Annotated in this window: 15 protein-coding genes; 5 read left to right on the plus strand and 10 right to left on the minus strand. The window is 70.5% G+C overall.

What is annotated here, in order from left to right:
- Positions 1-72: 72 nt before the first annotated feature.
- Positions 73-1,347, minus strand: a complete 1,275-nt coding sequence (locus RY076_RS20285; RefSeq protein WP_323101198.1) for a site-specific DNA-methyltransferase — start codon at positions 1,345-1,347, stop codon at positions 73-75.
- A 117-nt stretch (positions 1,348-1,464) separates the two neighbouring features.
- Here RY076_RS20285 and RY076_RS20290 point away from each other — a divergent pair, with 117 nt between their 5' ends.
- The 3 genes from RY076_RS20290 to RY076_RS23685 all read left to right on the plus strand — a co-directional run bounded on the left by RY076_RS20290 (position 1,465) and on the right by RY076_RS23685 (position 5,509).
- Complete coding sequence (locus RY076_RS20290) at positions 1,465-2,322, plus strand: DNA adenine methylase (protein WP_323101200.1); 858 nt, start codon at positions 1,465-1,467, stop codon at positions 2,320-2,322.
- Positions 2,323-2,945: 623 nt separating this feature from the next.
- The gene (locus RY076_RS20295; RefSeq protein ID WP_323101201.1) at positions 2,946-4,226 is read left to right on the plus strand and encodes an McrB family protein; all 1,281 of its coding nucleotides are present in this window, start codon (positions 2,946-2,948) and stop codon (positions 4,224-4,226) included.
- 110 nt (positions 4,227-4,336) lie between these two features.
- The gene (locus tag RY076_RS23685) at positions 4,337-5,509 is read left to right on the plus strand and encodes a 5-methylcytosine restriction system specificity protein McrC (RefSeq protein ID WP_413785805.1); all 1,173 of its coding nucleotides are present in this window, start codon (positions 4,337-4,339) and stop codon (positions 5,507-5,509) included.
- Positions 5,510-6,111: 602 nt separating this feature from the next.
- On the opposite strand, the gene RY076_RS20300 is transcribed toward RY076_RS23685, so the two are convergent.
- A complete protein-coding gene (locus RY076_RS20300; RefSeq protein ID WP_323101203.1) occupies positions 6,112-6,576 on the minus strand; it encodes a hypothetical protein in 465 nt (154 codons plus the stop codon).
- Positions 6,577-6,784: 208 nt separating this feature from the next.
- On the opposite strand from RY076_RS20300, the gene RY076_RS20305 reads away from it, so the two are divergent.
- Positions 6,785-8,311: an MFS transporter gene (locus tag RY076_RS20305; protein ID WP_323101235.1), complete on the plus strand. Its 1,527-nt coding sequence runs from the start codon at positions 6,785-6,787 to the stop codon at positions 8,309-8,311.
- Positions 8,312-8,428: 117 nt separating this feature from the next.
- Here the strand turns inward: RY076_RS20305 and RY076_RS20310 are convergent, their stop codons facing one another.
- The 3 genes from RY076_RS20310 to RY076_RS20320 are packed head-to-tail and all read right to left on the minus strand — an operon-like array spanning position 8,429 to position 12,177.
- Positions 8,429-9,511, minus strand: coding sequence for an ABC transporter ATP-binding protein (locus RY076_RS20310; protein WP_323101205.1), 1,083 nt, complete (start codon positions 9,509-9,511; stop codon positions 8,429-8,431).
- Positions 9,508-11,145, minus strand: coding sequence for an ABC transporter permease (locus RY076_RS20315; RefSeq protein WP_323101207.1), 1,638 nt, complete (start codon positions 11,143-11,145; stop codon positions 9,508-9,510). The genes RY076_RS20310 and RY076_RS20315 overlap by 4 nt, the downstream gene beginning before the upstream one ends.
- Positions 11,146-12,177: an iron ABC transporter substrate-binding protein gene (locus RY076_RS20320; RefSeq protein WP_323101209.1), complete on the minus strand. Its 1,032-nt coding sequence runs from the start codon at positions 12,175-12,177 to the stop codon at positions 11,146-11,148.
- Between the two features lie 177 nt (positions 12,178-12,354).
- Between RY076_RS20320 and RY076_RS20325 the strand changes: the two genes are divergently transcribed.
- Entirely contained in the window at positions 12,355-15,108 is a 2,754-nt protein-coding gene (locus tag RY076_RS20325; protein ID WP_323101210.1) for an AMP-binding protein, read from the plus strand.
- On the opposite strand, the gene RY076_RS20330 is transcribed toward RY076_RS20325, so the two are convergent.
- The 5 genes from RY076_RS20330 to RY076_RS20355 all read right to left on the minus strand — a co-directional run bounded on the left by RY076_RS20330 (position 15,083) and on the right by RY076_RS20355 (position 23,347).
- Positions 15,083-16,879: an ATP-binding protein gene (locus RY076_RS20330; RefSeq protein WP_323101213.1), complete on the minus strand. Its 1,797-nt coding sequence runs from the start codon at positions 16,877-16,879 to the stop codon at positions 15,083-15,085. The two genes, RY076_RS20325 and RY076_RS20330, sit on opposite strands and share 26 nt — an antisense overlap.
- A 125-nt stretch (positions 16,880-17,004) precedes the next feature.
- A complete protein-coding gene (locus RY076_RS20335) occupies positions 17,005-19,035 on the minus strand; it encodes an ATP-binding protein (protein ID WP_323101215.1) in 2,031 nt (676 codons plus the stop codon).
- 737 nt (positions 19,036-19,772) lie between these two features.
- Positions 19,773-20,942 carry an acyl-CoA dehydrogenase family protein gene (locus RY076_RS20345; protein ID WP_323101219.1) on the minus strand — a complete coding sequence of 390 codons (1,170 nt, stop codon included), beginning with the start codon at positions 20,940-20,942 and terminating at the stop codon, positions 19,773-19,775.
- 84 nt (positions 20,943-21,026) lie between these two features.
- Positions 21,027-22,244, minus strand: a complete 1,218-nt coding sequence (locus tag RY076_RS20350) for an acyl-CoA dehydrogenase family protein (RefSeq protein ID WP_323101220.1) — start codon at positions 22,242-22,244, stop codon at positions 21,027-21,029.
- Positions 22,245-22,279: 35 nt separating this feature from the next.
- Entirely contained in the window at positions 22,280-23,347 is a 1,068-nt protein-coding gene (locus tag RY076_RS20355; RefSeq protein WP_323101221.1) for a phosphotransferase family protein, read from the minus strand.
- Positions 23,348-23,349 lie beyond the last annotated feature (2 nt).

Consider the following 23,349-nt stretch of genomic DNA (forward strand, 5'->3'; position numbering starts at 1 on the left):
GGTCTAGTCGGCACCGGGTCCCGGGAACGGTCACATGCTTCGTGGATGGCTAAAATCCGGTCACCCGGGCCCTTATCCTGCAAGCTCCTCGATCACATGGCCCTTGTTGATAGTCAAATCGGGCACGGCGCCCAACCTCGGCCGTGCCTGAATCACTTCGAATGCTCCGCCACCCCGCCAAGCCACGTCGGCAGTGATGCCGCCAGGATCGGTGCCCTCAACCACGCGCGTGAGCCGAGGGATGAGAACGTTGCTTGCTGTTGCCACAAGCCGCTCGGAGGTTACCCAGCGTCGACCAAGTTTGTGTGCTGTGGCTGCCGTAGTACCCGAACCCCCAAAGATATCGACGACAAGGTCTCCGGGGTTCGTGGCGATATGAAGGATTCGCTGAATCAGGGTTTCCGGCTTCGGCGTGTCAAAGACAACGTCCGAGGACGGGAAGAGAAGGGCAAGGTGCTTCTTAGCTTCATCATTAGTGCCCACATCACGGCCACCCCAGATGGTCCCGGGGACCTGAAGAGAGTCAATGTCAAAGTTCTTCATGCGAGGCTGTCCGGCGCCGCGCTTCGTCCACCAGATTCGGTCGTCGGCTAGCAGGCGCCTGAAGACAGGTTCGGTCGCGAACCACGACCGACCCCGCGGTGGTACGAGGTCGACGCCAGCCGGATTTCGGATGACGTACTGCTGACCAGCCCTAAATCCAGGCGCGGTGAAGGGGGCGTCACGCCAGGGCCCACGTGGATCGCCATCGCGGTTAGCCGCGGACACGCCACCAGGAACTCTATTCCGAACCTTCTTCCACTGCCTCTGTCCAGCGGGCGCGTACACAAGGATGGGATCATGCCCAGGCGATATCGCGGTACGTGACTCAACAGTGAGACGCTTCTGCCAAACGATCGTGGCGATGTATGCGCCCGCGCCAAACACATCGTCTAGGATGAGCCTCGCCTTGTGGGACATTGTCTCATCTAAGTGCACCCACACGGAGGATTCGTCGGACAGCAAGGGTTTAAGGGCGAGCAGCCGGTCGCGCATCATGGAGAGCCAAGCGGACTCTGCCATCACATCGCTGTAATGTCCGAACCGCTTTCCTGTTCCGAAAGGGGGATCGATATAGACACATCGAATGGATTTCTCCTTGAGGACGCATCGCTCGACGAGCGCCTCGATGGCGTCGAGCCCATCGCCGCAGACCACTGTTCCAGTGGGCGCGTCATCGCCGATGAGTCCACAATCTGTGGTCTGTGGTGGATGGGGCGTGCGGGCCACCCACTCGTAGTCGGTCTCGTTACGGGCAAGAAGGAGCTGCTCGCGGTTCGGCCAGGTCAGGGAGGCGGTGGAGGTCACGTGTCACAGTGAACCACCCGGCACCAACAGCGCCATCGGAGAAACTCCGCGCGAGGACGACCAGAGATCAGTGCGCCTCCGCGACGACGTCACCAGCCACCTCTAGAGTCCTGTCCCATGGCCGCCCTCCCCACTAGCCCTCCCGTGACTGCTCCCCCCCTGCGTCCCTTCCTCAAGTGGGCTGGAGGCAAGACGCGACTCCTGCGGCACATCCTTCCGCACGTACCGACGGAGTTCGTCGACTACCACGAACCCTTCTTGGGCGGCGGGGCAATGTTCTTCGCTGTTCGCGATCGACTCCTTGGAGCAGCGCATCTACACGACCTCAACGAGGTACTGGTCAACGCCTGGCAGCGGGTGCAGGAGGATCCAGCTGGCCTCAACGAAGCCCTAACTTGGTATGCGGAACGGGACTGCAAAGAGTTCTACTACTCGCAGCGGACCGCCCGGCCAGACACACTGGTGGGCCAGGCCGCTTGGTTCATCTACTTGAATCAAACGTCATGGAACGGTCTGTGGCGAGTCAACAAGCACGGCGTCTTCAACGTGCCATGGGGCGACCGCCCCTTCAGGGGAATCGAAGAAGAGACTCTTTTTCGGCTCTCCGATTCCCTGATTGGAGCCACGATCGACGCGAATGATTTCCGAGTGACGCTCGAAAAGCCCAGCGCGGGAGACTTTGTGTATATCGATCCACCGTATCTCCCGCTCTCGGACACGTCGAAATTCTACCTTTACACGGAGAAGCGGTTCAGGGGTCCTGACCTATGTGAGTTGGCCGAGCTTTGCCACCAGCTGACTGGGCGAGGCGTCCACTGGATCATGTCGAACCGCGACACTCCGCAGGTCCGCGACCTGTTTCCGGACAACGAAGTCGTCCGCTTCACAACCCGGCGATCCGTCGCAGCCCAGAACCGGCGAGACGTTGAAGCGGCGGACTCGCCGGAAGCGCTCATCTTGGGACCCGCGCGGTGACGTCCCAGCTCGTCGACGCAGTATTCTTCTGGCGAGCAGATGGCGTCACCAATTTCAAAGTCGCATATGGACGAAAGCCCAAGCGTGTCGACGGAACTTCGTCATACACGAAGGATTTTCATCACCCCCGTAACGAGCTCGCCCGCGCGCGCGCGCGCGCGCTTGGGACCACGCCTGGCGGCGAGACTCCCGTGGAATGGCGATGGCCGGGAGGCGCTTATCCAAGCGGAAGACTGAAGCCGGCAGCAGACTTCGCCCTCCCGAGTGGCCGAATGAACTTGCGCTGGGAAACCGACAGCGCGCCCCCACCGTGGCGGTTGACGCAACATCCGACTGAGCACACCCTGTCTACGTTGCAGGGAGTTCCTGACCTTACAAGCGAGACGCAGGCGGACGCGCAGCGAGAGGCGATCGTCAGGTCTGGCGAAAAACCTTGGCTGTTAGCCATCCACTTGGCCGGCGAAGGCGCCGTGCTCCACGCTCGCCTTGTCCTCGAGAACCCGTTGCCTGGCCGAGAGTTTGCTTCATGGGACAACCTCCCAACGGAAGTGCGCGCGGCAATCGCCCAATTACCGTCATCCAGCCCCGGTGGGTTCTACGAGTTCGTCCAAGGAGCAACGTACATGTCGAATGAACTCGCGACTCGCATCCTCGAAGCGTTCGAAGACAGCCCGAACGTCCTCTTGGTCGGACCCCCCGGCACCGGAAAGACAGTCGCTATGGACCTGGTCGCCGCGCTCTACCGGCCGGGGGCATCCGCCACGGTGGCAACGTTCAACCCGAACATGCTGCACGGAGGATTTGGCCAACAGGGCTTCCAGCTGGGGCAACACCGGCGGTACGCTTCCCTGCTGTTCCACCCCTCATACTCATATGAACATTTCGTGATGGGTCTTCTTCCTGACCTACAGGGAAATAATGTAATCGTGAAGCCGCATGTAGGACCACTTCTCGAACTGGCTCAATACGCGTCTCAGCCCGACCACGAGGCCCTCATCGTGCTGGACGAATTCAACCGAGGAAATGCTGCTGCGATCTTTGGCGACACCTTGGGGCTGCTAGATAAGGACAAACGAGACTCGGCTTTCGTTGAGACGCCTTTCCACCACCTCAGCCCGGCTACCTCCTCGGGTCCCCTTGGCCCGACCGTCACGATGCCGTCCACGCTGCGAATCCTTGCTGCGATGAACTCCGCGGACCGATCCGTCGCCCCGATCGATGCAGCGCTCCGACGGCGGTTCGCAATAATTCACGTAGACCCAGACCTCAACGCTCTTGGGGTCCACCTAGGCGCCGACCGCAGCGGGGGCTACGTAGCAGCCGACCCACGTACCTGGACCAAACCAGAACATATTTACGCACTGGCAGTCGATATCCTCGAGGCGCTCAATAGCCGGATCGAGTTCATTCTCGGCCGTGACTTCCTCATCGGACAGTCAGCTTTCTGGCACGTCGCTGGCAACGACGTCGATGAGGCTCTCAAATCCTTGGCATCGGCGCTCGACAACCGCGTTCTCGGCACCCTCTCCCTCACGTTCACCGACGACGACGACGCCCTCGCAGCGGTGCTCAACGTGGGCGAAAGCGGAGGATCGGCCGCAGCAAAGTGGGAGGAACCGACCGGGGCAATGTCCCGGTGGGCTAAACGCCTGCGGGTCAGCCGGTTTGCTCAGCATGCGGACCCGAGGGCCGCCCTTCTCTCCCTTCTCAACATCTCCGTCCAGCCCTCCGCCGCATTGGGATCGCCACCGCTGGCGGTCCCAGTTTCGGGGGCGGCATCGTCGCTACTCGAGCCCTCCACAGGGGCTGCCCCGCCCGCAGCGCCGGACCCAGACAGCACGGCAGTCACACCTGGGGAAGACGACAATCAGGACGACGCAGAGGTTGAAGGCGCGACAGAGTGACGCGACGCGTCCTGGTCACCGAAGGTGACCCCATCCCGGGCCTAACCCTGATGGAGGCGCACCTGGTCCGCGCCCGGATAAGGGAGCTACAGGCCGCTATGCGGCCAAGGATGCCGTTCCTCGCAGGCGACTCGGAACCGCGGATCAATAACCTCGTCGGTTCTGTTCAGGTCACCCCTGACCTGGTCCTAGACATAACCCCAAAGACAGCGCCAGGGGCTGACTGGGCCGGTGCCTTGGTGGACCTTCTGTCTCCCCCCACTCGAGTGGAGTTCGGCGGCGAGACCGAGCATGGCGAGTCCCGAGCGGTTCGAGTCCTGCCGGATGCTTTCGCTGCCCTATTCGCCCGACAGTTGGAGACCGCGGTCAAACGCGAGGGGCCGCTTACGCTGATCCAGCCCCAGCACGCGATACGAGCTGCGCTGTCTGGCCGCCTGGATGTCACCAACTGGCTCAGAAGCAGGGCGCTGCAACCCGCTCATTTCCCCCAGTACTTAAGCCGGATCACCGCCGACAACTCCTACACGGCAGCGATGGCGTATGTTGCCAACCTCTTGGCGCGACGGACGACGGACCCGAGGGTGGCCTCACGCTTGCGGCATACGGCGACGCTGCTCCGTCCCGGTCTGCCGCAGCACGCCGTTGTCGACCCGGGTGTGGCGCTCCGCCCGATCCCGCCGCAATGGCGCGCCTATGGACATGCCTGGGCCACAACCTGTGCAGTGCTCCGCCGCCTTGCTCCTCTACACCGTGACGGAGCAGTCGACGGCCTCGGGCTCGCCGTGGAGCCATGGCCACTTCTGGAGACGCTGCTCGAGCGATCATTGAAGGCGGCAGCCGAGATCGGAGCGCTGAGCGGTTGGACTGATCTGCAAGGAGGCGGACATACAGGGATTTACCCACTGAGGGCGGTCACAGGGGCCACACCCGCTGGCGTCCGCTTCCACGTACCGGGAGGCGTTGACCCCGATGGCCTGCTCTCTGTGAACGGAACCGCCGTCGCTACCTTCGAAGCGAAGTACACCCGGCCAACGACAGAGAAGATTCGAACACATTCGTTCCAAGCTCTCACAACGGCCGCGGCCCTTCACTCGCCGATCGCAGTGCTGGTCTATCCGACGCTGTTCGCCCCAGTCACTTGGTCCATCAGCGGCTTCCATGGCCGACCAGGCCTATTGGCGGCTATCGGCCTCGACCTGTACACATATCGGCACGGCTCCGGTGATGTTGCCCGCGGCAAAGCCCTGTTCGAGATGGTGAATGCCGCGACATTGCGTCCCTAGTTGACCACGCGGCCCCATAAAGTCAGCGAGGGAACGCGCGTCAAGGCGCGATGGCAACTCTGTCGGTGAGAAATGTCTTTTCTCCGTCAAGGCGCCGGCTGCGCCGGCGCACGGCCCAGCTGCGGGCGGCGCTGGCGCGCCGTCCTCGCCGGGCCCACGCAGTACTGGACCGGGGAGGACGGAGCCGACACCCTGCAGCCAAATCGTCCGGACCCCGGCCAGCGCGTCAAGGGCGCAAAGCGTCGCTTCGCGATCGAGCAAGCTCGACCCTTGACCCGCTGACCGGGGTCCCGGTGCTGGCCGCTATCAGGGTGCCGGGTAGATGTGGCGCGTGCACCGCGCTGATAGCGCGTCTGATAGCAACACGACCACACGGAGGCGGCCCTGGCTGGGACGCCGACGGCCTGCCCTGACTGGGATGACGACGCATCGGGACGCAGCCGAGGAACCGCCGACACCTGAAAATCGGAAGGTCGGCGGTTCGACCCCGCCCCTGGCCACCACCCGAAACCGCAGGTCAGCACCACGCTGACCTGCGGTTTCGTCGTCTGGCGCTGGGTCCGACGGGACGGGCGCAGTCCTTCCGCCTACCGCCCGCCGACCTACTCCTCGATCTCCGCTTCGCTCTCCGCGACCTCGAGCGCGACGCCGAGCGCCTCCACGATCCGGCCCGTGGCCGCGACGACGCGGGTGGTCCCGACGATCGGCGCGATGGCCGACAGGACGCCGCGGACGTCGTCGACGTCGAGTCCTGCATCGCTCGCAGCGGCCAGGTTCGTCAGGTACGAGAAGGGCGGCGCGTCGACGGCGACGAGCGCCGCGATGCGGACGAGCATCAAGGTCCCGGGGTCGAGGCTGGAGGTTTCGACCGAATCGGCCGTCATCCGGGCCAGCAGGTCGAGGACCGGCGCCTCCGTGGCGGGTTCCGTCATGGTTCTGCCTTTCGTTCGGGGACCCATGGGCGGGCCCAGATCCATGACAGCCGCGTCGACGGCCGCTGGCATCACCCGGCCCGGATGAGCGGCCCCGCCCAGCAGCTCGTCCTGCTCGCTGCGGACGCTCGGCATGAGTCCGGCGATACGCCCACGGCCGCTGACACCGGTCGGTCATGATGGGCTCGAGGTCGGCACGAACGGCCGCACCACGGCGTCCACGTTCCACGGCCGGGCCTCGCGACGCGTGGGCGGTGATGTGGTGGACGCGGAAGCGACGCAGACCGGCAGTGGCACGCCGGCGGAGGCGCCCTTCAACGGCAGGCTCGCGATCCTGCTCGCGATGGCGATGTTCGTGCTCGTCGTCGACACCTCCTTGATGAACGTGTCGATCTCCGCGGTCGTGCGCGACCTCGACACGACGGTGAGCGGGGTGCAGTCGGCCATCGCGCTCGAGGCGCTGGTGTCCGCGGCGTTCATCCTCATCGGCAGCAAGGTCGGCGACCTCTTCGGGCGCAAACGGGCCTACGTCCTCGGCCTGCTCGGGTACGCCGTCGGCGCCGTCGCGATGACGCTCGCCCAGGGCCTGACGGCGATCATCGTGTTCTGGGCCGTCATCGGCGGCATCGGCGCGTCACTCCTGCTGCCGGCGATGCAGTCGCTGATCCACGGCAACTTCGAGGGGGCCGCGCAGAAGCGCGTCTACGCCCTCGTCGGGGCGGCGGCGGCGATCGCGGCCGCCGTCGGACCGCTGCTCGGTGGGTTCATCACGACGTTCCTGTCCTGGCGGGTCGGCTTCCTGCTCGAGGCCGCGATCATCGCCGTCGTGCTGTCCGGGATCGGGCTCGTCAAGGACGTCCCGTACACCGGGGAGCGCAAGATCGACCTCATCGGCTCGGCGATGTCCGTCGTCGGGATGGGCGGCCTCGTCCTGGGCATCCTCGTGTGGCAGGAGGGCGGCGAGTTCGTCCTGATCCTGCTGCTGCTCGGCTGCGCCGGCCTCTCCGGGCTCGCGTTCTGGCTGCGGCGGCGCAAGAGCCAGGGCAAGGCGGCCCTCCTCGACCCGGACCTCTTCAGCTCGAAGCCGTTCCGGCTCGGCATCTCCGGGCAGATGATGCAGCAGATCTCCCTCGGCGGCACGATGATCGCCCTGCCGATCTACCTGCAGATGGTGCTCGAGTACAACGCCCTGGAGTCGGGACTGTCGATCGCGCCGCTGTCGCTGAGCATGTTCGCCGTGGCCGTGCTGGCCGGCAGGCGCGCCGCCGACCGGCGACCGGCCGGGATCATCCGCGCCGGGTTCGTGCTGCTCCTGCTGGGGATGCTGGCGATCGTGCCGATCGTGCCCCGCGCGACGTCGGGCTGGGCCCTGACGCTCCCGCTCCTCGTCGCCGGGTCGGGGCTCGGGCTGCTCGTGTCGCAGCTGAACAACTACACGCTGGCGCCGATCACGGAGGAGCGGGTCAGCGAGGCGGCCGGTGTGAACTCGGCGGGCGGGTCCTTCGGCCTGTCGTTCGGGCTCGCCTTCGCCGGGGCGATCATGCTCGCGACCCTGTCGTTCACCTTCACGAACCTGGCGGAGTCGAGCTCCGTGCTACCGCCGGAGCACCAGCAGCAGGTCGCCGTGACCCTCGAGGAGGACGCCGAGGTCATGAGCAACACCGCGCTCCAGCAGCAGATCGCCGGTCAGCCGCCGGAGATCCAGGCCGAGATCATCCGGATCAACACCGAGGCGAGGCCGCGAGCCCTGCAGGTGGCGATGCTGGTGCCGATCCTCGCCGCGCTGCTCGGGCTGGTCACCTCGTTCCGGATGCTCCGGCTGCCCGACCCCAAGCCGTCCAGCACCGCGGACGGCACCCTGCTCGGCTGACGCGACTCGCGCCGGACGACGCGTCGGGTCTGGCCGCGCGACGCGTCGAGGACCGAGCGCTCGAAGCCGGCGCGGAAGACCGTGACCGCCCGCTCGGCCACGAGGCCGGCAGCAGGCTCAGGCGTCGACGAGACCGCCGTCGACGCGGATGAGGTGCGGCTCACCATCGACGCTGACCCGCACGCGGGAGCCGACGCTCGGCGTCCGGCCACCGAAGGTGCGTGCCGACAGGAGGGTGGACGCGCCCGACGCATCGTCGAGGCGCAGCTCGACGAGGGCGTCGTGGCCGTAGAAGGCGCACCGCGTGACCTCGGCGACCGCGCCACCGGCGCCGGCGGGCCCTCCGGTGCCGGCATCGTCGAGGCGCAGCTGCTCGGGCCGGATCAGCACCTCGCACGGCCCCGTGCCGCGCGCGGACGCCATCGGCAGCGTGCCGAGGGCACACGTGACGGCACCGTCGCCCAGCTGCCCGGACAGGAAGCACGCCTCACCGAGCGAGACGGCCGAGCGACGGTCCGACGGCGCGCGGTACACCTCGGCGGGCGCCCCGACCTGGCTGAAGCGTCCGTCGTGCATGATCGCCACCTGGTCGGCGAACGACAGCGCCTCGGCCTGGTCGTGGGTCACGAGGACGACGGTGGCCTGCTCGTGCGCGAGCGCGGCCGCGACGGCGTCGCGCGTCGCGACGCGCAGCTCGGGGTCGAGCGCGGAGAACGGCTCGTCGAGCAGGACGATCCGGGGGCGTCGGGCCAGGGCCCGAGCGAGCGCGACGCGCTGCTGCTGGCCGCCGGAGAGCTGGTCGGGGCGCCGTGCGGCGAACTCGCCCGGCAGGCCGACGAGCTCGAGCAGCTCGGCCACGCGCGCCTGGGCCCGGCGCTCGCGGCGCGGCAGGCCGTAGGCGATGTTGGCGGCGACGTCGAGGTGCGGGAAGAGGTTGCCCTCCTGGGCGACGTAGCCGAAGCCACGGCGCTCGGGCGCGACCCACGCGCCGGGGCCGGCCACGACGTCGTCGCCGAGGCGCACCTGGCCGGCGTCGGGGCGCAGGAAGCCGGCGACGACGCGGAGCAGGGTGGTCTTGCCGCAGCCCGACGGGCCGAGGACGGCGGTCGTCGTGCCGGAGGGCACCGTGAGGTCGATGCCGTGGAGCACCGGCGTGCCCGCGTGCGAGGCGGTGATGCCCGAGAGCTGGAGCGTCTTCACGTCTGGGGTTCCTCGTTCTTGCCGTGGAGCAGCAGGTAGGTCAGGGGCGCCGACAGGAGCACGAGCGCGGCGGCGTAGGGCGCGGCGGCGGCGTAGTCCAGCGACGCGCTCGCATCCCAGAATGCCGTGGCAAGCGTCTGCGTGCCGGTGGGTGCGAGAAGAAGGGTGGCCGTGAGCTCGGTGCTGACGGCGATGAACACGAGGGCGAAGCCGGCCATCGTGCCGCGGAGCATGAGCGGCAGCTGGACCCGCAGGAACGCCCGGACGGGGCTGTCGCCCAGGGCCCGTGCGGCATCGCCGAGCTCGGGCGGGACGGCCGCGATGGCCGCGCGCGTGCCCACCATGGCCCGCGGGATGAAGAGCACGACGTAGGCCAGGACCAGCACGGTGGTCGTCTGGTAGAGCGGGCGGGCGAAGCCGATGGTCAGCGTGATGAGCGCGAGCGCCACGACGACGCCGGGCAGCGACGCCGCGAGGTAGGTGACGCGCTCGACGGCGACGGCGAACCACGTGCGGTGCCGCGCGATGAGCCACGCCGCCGGCACGGTCGCGACCGTCGTGACCAGGGCCGCCGCGAGGGCGAGCGCGAGCGTCGACCAGAGCGTCGGGCCGAGGTTGGCTGGCTCCATCGCCTCGTCGGAGCGCAGCAGCCACGTGCCGAGGCTCCACGCCGGGACCCCGACCGCGAGGGCGGTGAGGGCGGCTGCGAAGACGAGCGCGAGCGGCGTCCAGCGGCCCAGCGAGGCCGGAGCGGCCCGGCGAGCGGTGCCCGACCCGACGCGCGCGTGGCGGGTGCGGCCGCGGGCGAGCAGCTCGACAGTGAGGACGGTGACGGCGAGCGCGATGAGGACGACCGCGAGCACGCTGCCCGAGCGGCTGTCGAAGGCCACCTCGAACTGGTCGAGGATCGCCGTGGTGAACGTCGGGAACCGCAGCATCTCCAGCGCCCCGTACTCGGCGAGCAGGTGCAGCGCGACGAGCAGGACGCCACCGAGCAGCGCCGGGCGCATCTGCGCGAGGCCCACCCGCAGGAAGGTGCGCCACGGGCCGAGGCCGAGTGCCCGGGCCGCCTCCTCCAGACCGCGGTCGCCCGAGCGCAGCAGCGCGGCGACCGGCAGGAACACGAACGGGAAGTACGAGAGCGTCGTGACGATGACGGCGCCGGCGAGACCCTCGAGCCCGGGCACGAGCGCCGACCACGCGAAGCTGTTGACGAACGCCGGCACCGCGAGCGGCGCGACGAAGGCGATCCGCCAGAACGAGGCGCCCGGCAGCGAGGTGCGCTCGACGAGCCACGCCGCCGCCACGCCGAGCACCGTCGAGGCGACCCCGGTCAGTACGACGAGCGAGACGGTGTTGCCGAGCAGCTCACCGACGCGGGGGCGCCACACGAGCGCGAACGCGTCGCCCGCGCCCGACTCGAACGCCTTGACCACGACGACGACGAGCGGCAGCGCGCACAGCAGCGCGACGACGAGCGCAGCCGCCCGCAGCGGCAGCGACGCCCGCACCGACACCCCACCGGACGCGCCGATGCCCCGTCGCCCTCGCGTGGGGAGCTTCGGGGCGGCCGGGCCGTCGACCGGGGTCGTCGGGCCCGTCGGGTTCGTCGGGGTCGCGGGCGCGGTGGTCACCTAGAGGAGCCCGGCCTTCGTCATCAGCTCGATGACCTTCGGGCCGTTGAGCGTGAACGGGTCGATCTCCGGCGCCTGCAGCGAGTCGAGCGGCGGCAGCGCGGGGTCGGAGGCGACGCCGGTGCCGACCGCGTACTCCTTGGCGTCGGTGGTGCCGAGGACCTTCTGGCCCTCCTTGCCCGTGACGAACGCGAGGAACTTCTGGGCGTCGGCGGCGTGCTTGCTGCTCTTGAGGACACCGCCGCCGGAGAGGCTGACGAAGGCGCCGGGGTCCTCGTTCTTGAAGTAGTGCAGCTTGGTGTTGCCGCTGCTCTCCTTGTCGAGGGCCTGGTCGCGGTACCAGTAGTAGTGGTAGATGACGCCCATGGCCGACTGGCCGGAGTTGACGGCCTTCATCGTCGCGATGTTGTTCTGGTAGACCTTCGCGCCCGACTTGAGGCCGGCGAGCCACTCCGCGGTCTTGGCCTCGCCCTGCGTCGCGAGGACGGCCGACACGATGGCCTGGAAGTCGGCGCCGCCTGCGGCCGCGCCCCACGTGCCGTTGAACTCCGGCTTGGTGAGGTCCATGAGCGAGGCCGGCAGCTGTGACTCGGAGATCTTGCTCGGGTTGTAGACGAGCACGGTCGAGCGGGCGGCGATGCCGACCCAGTCCTTCGACGAGGGCGCGTACTGCGGGCCCACCTTACCGAGCGTCGCCGCCTCGACGGGGGCGAGCAGGCCGGCCTTCTGGACGGTCGTCATGGCCGGGGAGTTCTCGGTGAGGAAGACGTCGGCGGGCGAGCTGGCGCCCTCCTGGACGATCTGGGCCCCCATCGAGGAGTCGTTGCCGTAGCGGACCTGCACCTGGATGCCGGTCTTGTCCTGGAACTCCTTGCCCCACTCCTCGGTGAGGTTCTTGTGCTGCGCGCTGTAGATCGTCAGCTTCGAGGCGTCGAGGTCGCCGCTCGCCTCGAGGCTGCTGCCGCACGCCGACAGCGCGACGGTGGCGGCGGCCGCGGTGGCGGCGAGGAGGACGGTACGGCGGCGCGTCACGAAGGGCTCCTGGTTCTGCGGCTGGGGGCACGGGGCGTTCGGGTCGACCTGCGTCAGAGCCAGGACGAATTAGGACAGGCTTGCCTGACGTAATGCAGGTTAGCCGACCCTTCCCTCGGGTCCGAATCGACCCCCTGCATTTGCCTTAGGTATGCCTAACCTTATTGACTGTGCCGCGTGACCGCGACCGCCCTCCCCCTCCGACCAGCAGCCGGGCTGCCGTGGGTGTCGCGCCTGCACGAGCACGGGACCCGCACGGCCCTGCACACCGACGCGGGCCCGGTCACCTATGCCGACCTCGCCCGACGCGTCGACGACCTCGCCCACCGGCTCGCCGGGTCGCGTCGGCTCGTCCTCGTCGAGGGCCGCAGCACCGTCGAGACGGTCGTGGCCCACCTCGCCGCGCTGCGGGCCGGGCACGTTGTGCTCCTCACGGCCCCGGGCGAGGCGGCACAGCGCCTGGCCGCCGCGTACGACCCCGACGTCGTCCTGGACGCGTCCGGCGGGCTCGACGAGCGCCGCGCGGAGTCGGCGCACGAGCTGCACCCCGACCTCGCCCTGCTGCTCAGCACGAGCGGCTCGACGGGCTCGGCCAAGCTCGTCCGGCTCTCGCACGACAACCTCGCCGCGAACACCGCCCAGATCGACGCCGCTCTCGGCGTCCGCACGGACGACTGCGCGGCCCTGACGCTGCCGCTGACCTACTGCTACGGCCTGTCCGTCCTGACGACCCACCTCGCGCGCGGGGCGGCCGTGCTGCTCACCGACCGCTCCGTCGTCGACGAGTGCTTCTGGACGCGCTTCCGGGCCGTGGGCGGCACGACGTTCCCGGGCGTGCCGCACACCTTCGAGCTGCTCGAGCGCAGCGGCTTCGCCCAGCGCGACCTCCCGACGCTGCGGTACGTCACCCAGGCCGGCGGTCGCATGGACCCCGCCCGTGTCCGACGCCTCGCCGAACTCGGTCAGGAGCGCGGCTTCGACCTCGTCGTCATGTACGGCCAGTGCGAGGCGACGGCCCGGATGACCTACCTGCCCCCCGACCTCGCCGTCGACCACCCCGACACCGTGGGCCGGCCGGTGCCGGGCGCGTCGGTCGAGGTCGAGGACGGCGAGATCGTCTTCCGCGGACCGAACGTCATGCTCGGCTACGCACACGGGCCGGACGACCTCGCGCTCGGTCGCACCGTCGACGCGCTGCGCACCGGTGACCTCGGCGAGGTGACGCCGGAGGGGCTCGTGCGCGTCACGGGCCGCCGCGCACGGTTCGTCAAGGTGCTCGGCCACCGCGTCGACCTCGACGCGCTCGAGGGCCGGCTGCGCGACGAGGGTCACGACGTGCGCTGCGCCGGGCGCGACGGCCTCGTCGCCGTCGCCGCCTGTGGCGCCGTGGCTGCCCCAGCTCGGGAGACCCTGCGGCGCACGGCGATCCGCGCCTGCGGAGTGCCGCGCGAGGCGCTGCGCGTCGTCCCTGTGGCTGACCATCCGGTGCTCGCGTCGGGCAAGCCGGACTACCGCACCGTCCTCGCGCTCGCGTGCGAGGACTGCCCGGCCCGACCCGACGTCGCCCCCGACGCGAGCCCCGACGCCACCCACGACGCGGCAGTGCCCGAGCGGGCGGTCGCCGCCGTGTACGGCCGGCTGCTCCAACGGAAGGTCGCCGACGACGCCACCTTCGTGTCACTCGGCGGCGACTCGCTCTCCTACGTCGAGGTGTCGATCCGCCTCGAGCAGCTGCTCGGTCGCCTGCCGGAGAGCTGGCACGTGACGCCCGTCGCCCACCTCGAACGGATGCGCGCCACCACCACGTCCTCGGCGACGCCGGGTGCCGGCGCCGCTCCGTCTCCGACGCACGCGTCGAATCGCCTGTGGCACAGCCTGACCCGCGGTGCGAGTCGGGCCAGGTGGCGCACCGTCGAGACCGGGGTGTGGCTGCGCGCCCTCGCCATCGTCCTCATCGTCGGCACGCACGCCGGCCTCTTCGCGCTGCAGGGCACCGCCAACGCGCTGCTCGTCGTCGCCGGCTACCAGCTCGCCCGGTTCCAGCTCGCCGACGCCGACCGCCGGCGCCGCACCCGACGCGTGCTGGGTGCGGCGGTGCGCATCGCCGTCCCCGCGCTCGTCGTCATCGTCTTCGCTCACGCGCTCGTCGGCGACTACGAGACACGCAACCTGTTCCTTGCCAACTGGGTGTTCGGCCAGGAGCGGCTCGGGCCGCCGTGGCGGTTCTGGTTCGTCGAGGCCATGGTCGTGGCGCTCGTCGCGGTCGCGGTGCTCACCGCCTCGCGTCGGGTTGCCGCGCTCGACCGGCGGTACCCGTTCGGTCTCCCACTGGCGCTGTCCGCCGCCGCCTTCGTCCTCTTCCGCCTCCCGGTGCTGCCCCTGCCGGTGCCGCGGATGCACGGGTCGGCGCTCGTCGTGCTGCACCTCTTCCTGCTCGGCTGGGCCCTGGCGCGGGCGACGACCCCCACGCAGCGACGCGTCGCCACGGTCGTGGCCGTCGCCATGGTCGGCACGTTCTCGTTCAACCCGGCCCGCGACGGCCTGACGGCCGCGTTCGTCCTCCTGCTGCTGTGGCGTCCGGTCACCCGCGTGCCGGCCCGGTTCGTGCCCGTCGTGCAGGTGCTCGCCTCGGCCTCGCTCTACGTCTACGTCGTCCACTGGCAGGCGCTGGAGCTGCTCTGGGGCCACCCGGTGCCGGCGTTCGCCGGCTCGATGGCGCTCGGCCTCGCGTACTGGTGGGTGTGGACGCGTCCGGTGACGGCGGCGTGGCGGGCCGCCCTCGCCCACGTGGGACGCTCGCGCGTCGCCACCCGCGTCCGTTCGCGCGTCGCCACCCGCGTGCCTTCGCGCATCCGTCCGCGCGTCGGTTGGAGCGCGCGGACGGATGCAGGCGCGCGCCGGGAGGTCAGGCCACGGGCAGCAGCAGGGTGACGCTCGTGCCGCGGCCGAGCTCGGACGCCACCTCGAGCCGGCCACCGTGCCGCTCCACGACGCGGTGCGCGATCGACAGGCCCAGACCCGTGCCGGGCACCTTGAGGCCCTCGGGGTTGGTGCCGCGGAAGAACTCGGTGAAGAGCCGCTCCTGGTCGTCGGCCGAGATGCCGATGCCGTCGTCGGCGCAGGTCAGCGCCAGACCCTCGTTGCGCCGCTCGAGCGACACGCTGACGGCGCCACCCGCGGGCGTGAACTTCACGGCGTTGCTCACGAGGTTCTGCACGACGCGCTCGAGGTCGTCCGCGCTGCCCCGCACGGCCGGGAAGCCCATCGGCTCGTCGAAGGTCAGGCCGACCTCCTGCCCGTCGGCGCGTGGCCGGAACATGTCGACGACGTCACGGGTCAGCTCGCCGAGGTCGACGTCGGTGAACGGCATGGCGCGGTCGGGATCGCTGACCCGCGAGAGGGTGAGCAGGTCGTCCACGAGCAGCTGGAGCCGCTCGGTGTTGCGGCCGATGACCCCGAGCGACCACGCGAGGTTGTCCGGCTCGCCGCGCAGCAGCTCGACGTGCCCGACGATCGAGGCGAGCGGGTTCTTCAGCTCGTGCGAGACCGTCGAGAACAGCTGGGTGCGGCTGCGGTCGGCCTCGCGCAGCTCCTCGGCGACGCGTCGCTCGGCCGAGTAGAGACGGGCGTTGCGCACGGCGCGTCCGAGGTCGCGGGCCATCTCGAGGGCCGCCTGGGTCTCGGCGTCGGTCCACGACGCGTCGCCGGCGCTGCGCACGGCGGCGAGGTAGCCGTAGCACGCGGAGCCCGACCCGATCGGGGCGAGCAGCAGCGACCCGGCGGCGGCCGCCGCGAGGAACTCCGAGGCGAGCGCGACGTCGGCCGGCGACCACTCGCGCGCCGGCTCGCACCGGCCCGGGCGGGCCACCGCCACCTCACCCTCGGCCCAGAGGCGGGCGCTGAGGCGGCGCGCGAGGTCGATGAGGGACGGTGCGACGACGGCCTCGCCGCTGCGGGCCGACACGCTCTCGCGCTCGTCGTCGCCCTGCACGCCGAACAGGCGCAGCCACAGCGTCTCGGAGGCGAGCCCGGCAGCGATCCGCGGCGCCGCGACGTCGACGACCTGGGCCGGCTCGAGGTCGTCCTGGGCGATGCGGGCCACCGACTTCACGGCCTCGCCGAGACGCACCCGCTCGGTGAGCGCGTGGCGCTGGCGGGCCGCCTGGATGGCGATGGCGGTCTGGTTGGCGAACAGCTCGAGCACGGCCCGCTGCGTCGGGTCGGGGCGTCGGCCGCTCAGCGGCAGGTCGACCGACAGGTGACCGAGCAGGTCACCGACGGCGTCGAGCAGCGGCGCGAGGAGCGTGTCCTCGGGGTCCCACGCGTCGGGGTCGTCGGTGTCGCGGCTCCAGTCGGTGGCCACCCACCCGTCCTGCGACTCGGCGGGCAGCCGGTCGGCCGGCACGAACCGAAGGCTCCCCCAGCGCTCGGCCACCGCGAACTCGCGATCGATCGCCGCGCGCGGCGTGTGCCGGCCCATCAGCTGCGTCTTCGCGCTGTCGTCGCCGGCGACGGCCACGACGACGAGGTCACCCGTCGCGTCGTCGACGAGGCTGATCGCCGCGACGGTGAACCCGACGACGTCGGCCGCCCCCTCGACGACCATCTCGAAGAGGCTGCCGAGGTCGTCCTGCGCACTGACCCGGTTCATCAGCTCCGTGAGATGACGGAGAGCCTTGACCTCCCACGTCTTGTCCTGCACCCGTTCCACGCTCCCCCTGAGCACTCCCCGCGCTCCCCTGTCCAGCGGCCCCGTTGCCGCTGCTGCTCCTGCTGGCTTCCGTGTCGGCACCTCGGCGCGGCGCCACCGGGGTGGGCCGTCGCGCGTCATGACGCCGCCCCCACGGGCAGCGCCGGGATGGTCACCGTGAAGGTCGCGCCGGCCCCGGGCGCCGACACGACCTCGATGGTGCCCCCGTGGCCCTCGACGATGGCCCGGACGATGGACAGACCGAGGCCGGTGCCCTGGATCGCCTGGTCGGTGGCCGTCTTGGACCGGTAGAAGCGTCGGAAGACCTTCTCGAGGTCGGCGGACGGGATGCCGATGCCGGAGTCGCGCACGACGAGCCGGGCGCACGGCCCGCCGAGCTGCGCCGGCGCGGCGCCGTCCAGCGACACCTCGACCGACCCGCCGTCGGGCGTGAACTTCACGGCGTTGGACAGGAGGTTCATGGTGACCCGCTGGAGGGCGGCCGCGTCGCCTCGGACCCACAGGGGCGCGGGGTGGACGTCGATGGACAGGTCGAGGTCGCGACGCTCGCTCAGCGGCCGGAGACCGTCCCACGCGTGCGCGACGATGTCGGCGAAGTCGCAGCGACGCAGCTCGAGGTCCAGCTGGCCGGACTCGATGCGCGAGTTGACGAGGAGGTCCTCGATCAGCTCGAGGAGGCGGCGCCCGTTGCGGTCGATGCGCGCCACGAGCTCGCCCTGACGACTCGTCAGCTCGCCGGCGGCACCGTCCTCGAGCATCTCCGTGTAGCCGAGCACGCTCGCGAGCGGGGTGCGCAGCTCGTGGCTGACCGAGGACACGAAGTCGTTCTTCGTCTGGTCGAGGGCGGTGAGCTCCTCGACGACGCGACGCTCGCGCTCGAGCGCGGCGCGGGACTCCGTGACGTCGACGCCGGTCTTGACGAGGTGGCTGCGACGGCCGAGCTCGTCGGTGAGCCACCGGTTGGACCAGACGATGTTGCGGCGGCGCCCCTCGGGGGTGACCCACTCCTGCTCGTCGGTCTCGGGGAAGTCGTGGTCGCGCAGGCCGGCGAACCGGCGCACGAGCCGGTCGCGGCCCTCGGCGACGGGGAAGGCCTGGGCCGCCTCGAGCCCGACGAGCTCGTCCTCGTGCCCGCCGATCCACGAGGCGGCGGTGCGGTTGAGCCGGCCGATGCGACCGTCGGTGTCGACGACGACGATCGCCGTGGCCGCGGTGTCGAGGACGACCGCGGTGAACTGGGCCTCGGTGCGCAGCTCGGCGATGGCCCGACGCCGCTGCGTCGAGGCGACGGCCAGCGACAGCGTCGTGATGGCCGCCGTGACGAGGAAGGCCTGGGTGAGGGCGCCGACGGTCTCGGGGCGGACGTCGGTGCGGGTGCCGGCGTAGGCGAACGGCCCGCCGCCGGTGCTCGTGCCGTACACGGCGAGGACCCCGACGGTGATGAGCTGGGCGGCCACGGCCCGCAGGCCCTGTCGGGTGGCGGCCCACGCGAGGGTGGGCAGCGGCAGGAAGGCGAGCGGAAGCCCCTGCCCCTGGCGGAAGACCCACAGCGTCATGCCGACGACGAGGAGCATCTGGGCGACGTCCTCGAGGCCGAAGGCCCGCACCCGCGGGCTGACGACGGCGATGCCGAGCGGGCCGATGACGAGGATCGCGGCAGCGTGCGACGCCGTCACCGTGTACGCCGTCGGGAAGAAGGTGCTGTGCAGCCCCACCGTGACGACGAGGCCCGCGAGGACGCCGAAGGTCAGCGCGCCGGCGAGCGCGGCCGCGAGCAGACGGAAGAGGTCGTCCATCGACGCGAGCCGCGGCTGACGCCCACCGCGCGTCATGAGGCGGTGGACGACGAAGGCCTCGAGGGCGTTGGCCACGCCGAAGGCGGCCGCGACGAGCGGCGGCCGACCGCCGTAGTAGTTGGCGAGGCCGCTCGCGACGAGGACGCCCGCCACGAACACCGCGGCCCGTCGCCGGTCGGGACCGGTGACGAGCAGGAAGGCGACGGCGAGCCCCGCCGCGGGCCACCACACCGCGACGGACGATCCCGGCGGGGCGAACTTCACCGCCGTGGCGCCGAGCACGACGACGCCGAGCAGGACCGCCAGGGCCGTCGCGACCCAGGCGCGACGGCTCGACAGGAAGGTGGTCACCACCGCGTCGCACCGCCAGAGTGCTCGGCGGAGGCTCGACCGAGGGACGGTGGGACGCGGAAGTCTCGGGTCGTCTCGCGGGCCACGCTCCATCCTTGCGCACGAGGCTGCGATACCGGGGCAAAACGGACCCAGCCGTCGCGTGTCGCCGGGTGCCCGCGTCGGTGGCGACGCGTCAGGCTGCGGGAGGCGTCAGGCGGGACGACGCGTCAGGCTGCGGGAGGCGTCAGGCGGGACGACGCGTCAGGCGCAGGAAGCCGCCCGGGGGGTCCATGCGCGTCAGCACCCGACGCAGCACCGGGCCGGNGCAGGAAGCCGCCCGGGGGGTCCATGCGCGTCAGCACCCGACGCAGCACCGGGCCGGCCGCCGCGAGCGCGACGTCCTTGCCGACGAAGGTCGGGTCGGTGCAGGCCCACTCGCGGCCCCTCCAGCGGACCGTGCAGCCGCCCGCGGCGCGGGTGTTGCGCACCCAGTCGGTGCCGCGCCCCCACGGCAGCGCGATGACGAACGCGTCCGGCGTCGAGAGGACGGCGAGCGGTACCGCGTGCTCGGTGCCGGTGCGGCGGCCCCGGTGCCGCAGCACCGCCCACAGCGGGAAGAGGCGGTGCCCCGCGGCGCGCACGGCGAACCGGTTGAACGTCCTGACGCCGGCGGGTGGTTCGGGCACCCGTCCAGCATGCGCCCGTCGACGGCACGCGTGGGGGCTGCCGACCCACCGAATCTCGGCGCGCTGCGCTCAGCCGAGGTGTCCGCGTACCGACGCGTGCCCGCGCAGCAGGTTGCGGGCGATGGTGCGCCGCTGGATCTCGTCGGTGCCCTCGTAGATGCGCAGCAGCCGCAGCTCGCGGTACCAGCGCTCGACCGGCAGCTCGCGGGTGTAGCCCATGCCGCCGTGCATCTGCAGGACCCGGTCTACGATCTCGTTGGCCTTGACGCCGCCGAAGAGCTTGGCCATCGACTGCGACTGGCGAGAGTCGAGGCCGCGGTCGACCTGCCAGGCGGCCGTGAGCACGAGCCACCGCAGCGCCTCGATCTCGACCGCGGAGTCGGCGACCATCCACTGGATCGCCTGCCGGTTGGCGATGGGCTCGCCGAAGGTGACGCGGTTGCGGGCGTGCTCCATGCCCATCTCGACGAGCCGCTCGCACGACCCCAGGGCCCGGGCCGGCAGCATGTAGCGGCCCTTGCCGATCCAGCGCATCGCCAGCTCGAAGCCCTTGCCCTCCTCGCCGAGGATCGCCGAGTGCGGCACGCAGACGTCGTCGAAGACGAGCGCGGCCGGGCCCCACTCGCCCATGGTGTCGATGGGCCGGCTCTCCCAGCCGCGGTCGCGATCGACGAGGAAGCACGTGACGCCGCCGTCGGCTCCCAGCTCCTTGTCGGTCACGGCGAACACCATGACGAAGTCGGCCTCGTGGCCACCGGTGATGAAGGTCTTCTCCCCGGTGATGAGCCAGTCGTCGCCGTCGCGCCGGGCGCTGGTGCGGATGGCCCGCGCGTCGGAGCCGGCGCCCGGCTCGGTGATGGCGAAGCACGACCGCAGGGTGCCCTCGATCGTCGGCCGCAGGTAGCGGTCCTGCTGCTCCGGCGTGGCGCTGAAGAGGATGTTGTCGGCCTCGCCGGCGAAGCGGAAGGGCACGAACGAGCGGCCGAGCTCGATCTCGACGAGCGCCGCGACGAGGGCGCCCAGGCCCATGCCGCCGTACTCCTCGGGCGTCTGGATGCCGAAGAACCCGGCCGCACGAGCCTTGTCCTGCAGGGATTTCAGCATGTCGGCGGGCAGGCCGCGCTCGTGCCGACGCTCGCGCTCGAGCACCTCGGGCTCGAGCGGGAGGATCTCCTTGCGCACGAAGGTGCGGACCCAGTCGCGGATCTCGCGCTCCACGCCGGAGAGGTCGAAGTCCATGGCGCGTCCTTCCTGTCGGCCGGTTGCCCTGCCGCGAGTCGGGTGGATGAGCGGGGTGGATGAGCGGGGTGGATGAGGGGTGTTTCAGCGGGTGTGGCGGCGCAGCTCGGCCTTGGCGAGGGCGTTCTTGTGCACCTCGTCGGGGCCGTCGGCGAAGCGGAGCGTGCGGATGCCGGCGAAGGCCGCCGCCAGCTCGGTGTCCTGGCTCAGGCCGGCCGCACCGTGGGCCTGGATCGCCTTGTCGAGGATCCACTCGACGGTCTTCGGGGTGGCGATCTTGATGGCCTGGATCTCGGCGTGGGCACCCTTGTTGCCGACGGTGTCCATGAGCCACGCGGTCTTGAGCACGAGCAGGCGCAGCTGCTCGATGCGCACCCGCGACTCGGCGATCCAGTCGCGGACGACGCCCTGCTCGGCGAGCGGCCGCCCGAAGGCGACGCGCTCGGAGACGCGTCGGCACATCGCCTCGACGGCGACCTCGGCGAGGCCGATGGATCGCATGCAGTGGTGGATGCGGCCGGGGCCGAGGCGTGCCTGGGCGATCGCGAAGCCATCACCTTCTCCTGCAATGAGATTCGCGACCGGCACCCGGACGTCGGTGAAGCGCAGCTCGGCGTGCCCACCGTGGTCGTGGTCGTCGTAGCCGAAGACCTCCATGCCGCGGACGACCTCGAGCCCCGGGGTGTCGCGTGGGACGAGAACCATCGACTGCTGGCGGTGCCGGTCGGCGCCCGGGTCGGTCTTGCCCATGACGATGAAGATGTGGCAGTCGGGGTTCATCGCGCCCGTGATCCACCACTTGCGGCCGTTGATGACGTGGTCGTCGCCGTCCCGCCGGATCGACAGCTCGATGTTCGTCGCGTCGCTGCTCGCGACGTCGGGCTCGGTCATGGCGAACGCCGAACGGATCTCGCCTCGCAGCAGGGGCTCGAGCCACTGCTCCTTCTGGGCGTCGGTGCCGAACTGGGCGAGCACCTCCATGTTCCCGGTGTCGGGGGCCGCGCAGTTGAGCACCGCGGGGGCGAGCCGGATGCAGCGGCCGGTGAGCTCGGCGAGCGGCGCGTACTGGAGGTTGGTCAGGCCGGCGCCGTGCTCGCCCGGCAGGAAGAGGTTCCACAGGCCCCGCTCGCGCGCCTCCTCGCGCAGCTCACCGAGAACCGGGACGCGGCTCCACGCCCAGCGGTCGTCGCTGCCCGCCAGCTGCGCGTCGAACTCCGGCAGTGCCGGCACGACGCGGTCATCGAGGAACGAGCGGAGGTCGCCGAGCATCTGTTCGGTGCGGTCGTCGTGGGCGAAGTCCATGGGTCCTCCTGCGGCTCAGGCCGGTTCAGTCGTGGTCAGGCGTCGTCGAGGGCACGCAGCCCGGCGGCCACGAGCGGTGCGGTGGCCTCGCCGATGCGCGAGAAACCCTCGCCGACGGTCTGACCCTTGGTGTAGCGGTAGTGGATCCCCTCGAGGATCACGGCGAGCTTGAAGTAGGCGAGCCCCAGGTGGAACGACAGGTGCGTGAGGTCGCGACCGCTCGCGGCGGCATACCTCTGGCGCAGCTCGGGCCCGGTGATGAAGCCGGGCGTGCGCGAGACGTCGGAGACGGCGACGCTGTCCATCATGAGCGGGAGGGTCTGGTACGCCTCGAGCAGGGCGACGTCGGTCAGCGGGTCGCCGAGCGTGGCCATCTCCCAGTCGAGCACCGCCGACACCTCGTCGGCATCGGTCACGAGCAGGTTGTCGAGCCTGAAGTCACCGTGGACGATGGCCGGATCTCCTTGTGACGGGACCGAGTCCGCCAAACGCGCATGCAGCTCGTCGATGCCCGGCAGGTCGCGACTGCGGGAGGCGTCGAGCTGCTGCCTCCACCGGCGCACCTGGCGCTCGAGGAACCCCTCGGGGCGACCGAAGTCGCCGAGCCCGACCGAGTCGGGGGCGACCGCGTGGAGCGCGACGAGCGTGTCGACCATGCGCTCGCTGATGGCGCGCACCCGTTCGGCGCCGACCGTGCCGAGCTGCGCGGAGAACCGGTAGGGCGTGCCCGCGACGCGCTCCATGACGTAGAACGGCGCACCGACGACGTCGGCGTCGGCGCACACGGCATACGTCGTCGGGACGGGCACGGCGGTGTCACGCAGGGCCGTGATGACGCGGTGCTCACGGCCCATGTCGTGGGCCGTCGCGAGCACGTGGCCGAGGGGCGGGCGGCGCACGATGACGGTCCGGCTGCCGTCCCCGACCTCGTAGGTGAGGTTGGACTTGCCGCCGGCCACGACGCGCCCGCTCAGGGCGCCCGTGAGCAGGCCTGGCGCGGCAGTGCCGAGCCAGTCGGCCAGCCTCTCGAGCGGCAGGCCCGGCGGGTCCTCGGGTGCCTGGTCCGGCCCGTCGGAGCGGGCGCGTCGATCCGGGTCGGTCACGC

Origin of the sequence: Intrasporangium zincisolvens, from assembly GCF_034724055.1 — a bacterium.
GTDB lineage: Bacteria > Actinomycetota > Actinomycetes > Actinomycetales > Dermatophilaceae > Monashia > Monashia zincisolvens.

Bases quoted from the DNA above. Each gene is read 5' to 3' on its own strand.
- RY076_RS20290 (WP_323101200.1), top strand. From the start codon at position 1,465: ATGGCCGCCCTCCCCACTAGCCCTCCCGTGACTGCTCCCCCCCTGCGT.
- RY076_RS20295 (WP_323101201.1), top strand. From the start codon at position 2,946: ATGTCGAATGAACTCGCGACTCGCATCCTCGAAGCGTTCGAAGACAGC.
- RY076_RS23685 (WP_413785805.1), top strand. From the start codon at position 4,337: ATGCCGTTCCTCGCAGGCGACTCGGAACCGCGGATCAATAACCTCGTC.
- RY076_RS20300 (WP_323101203.1), bottom strand. From the start codon at position 6,576: ATGCCGAGCGTCCGCAGCGAGCAGGACGAGCTGCTGGGCGGGGCCGCT.
- RY076_RS20305 (WP_323101235.1), top strand. From the start codon at position 6,785: ATGGCGATGTTCGTGCTCGTCGTCGACACCTCCTTGATGAACGTGTCG.
- RY076_RS20345 (WP_323101219.1), bottom strand. From the start codon at position 20,942: ATGGACTTCGACCTCTCCGGCGTGGAGCGCGAGATCCGCGACTGGGTC.
- RY076_RS20350 (WP_323101220.1), bottom strand. From the start codon at position 22,244: ATGGACTTCGCCCACGACGACCGCACCGAACAGATGCTCGGCGACCTC.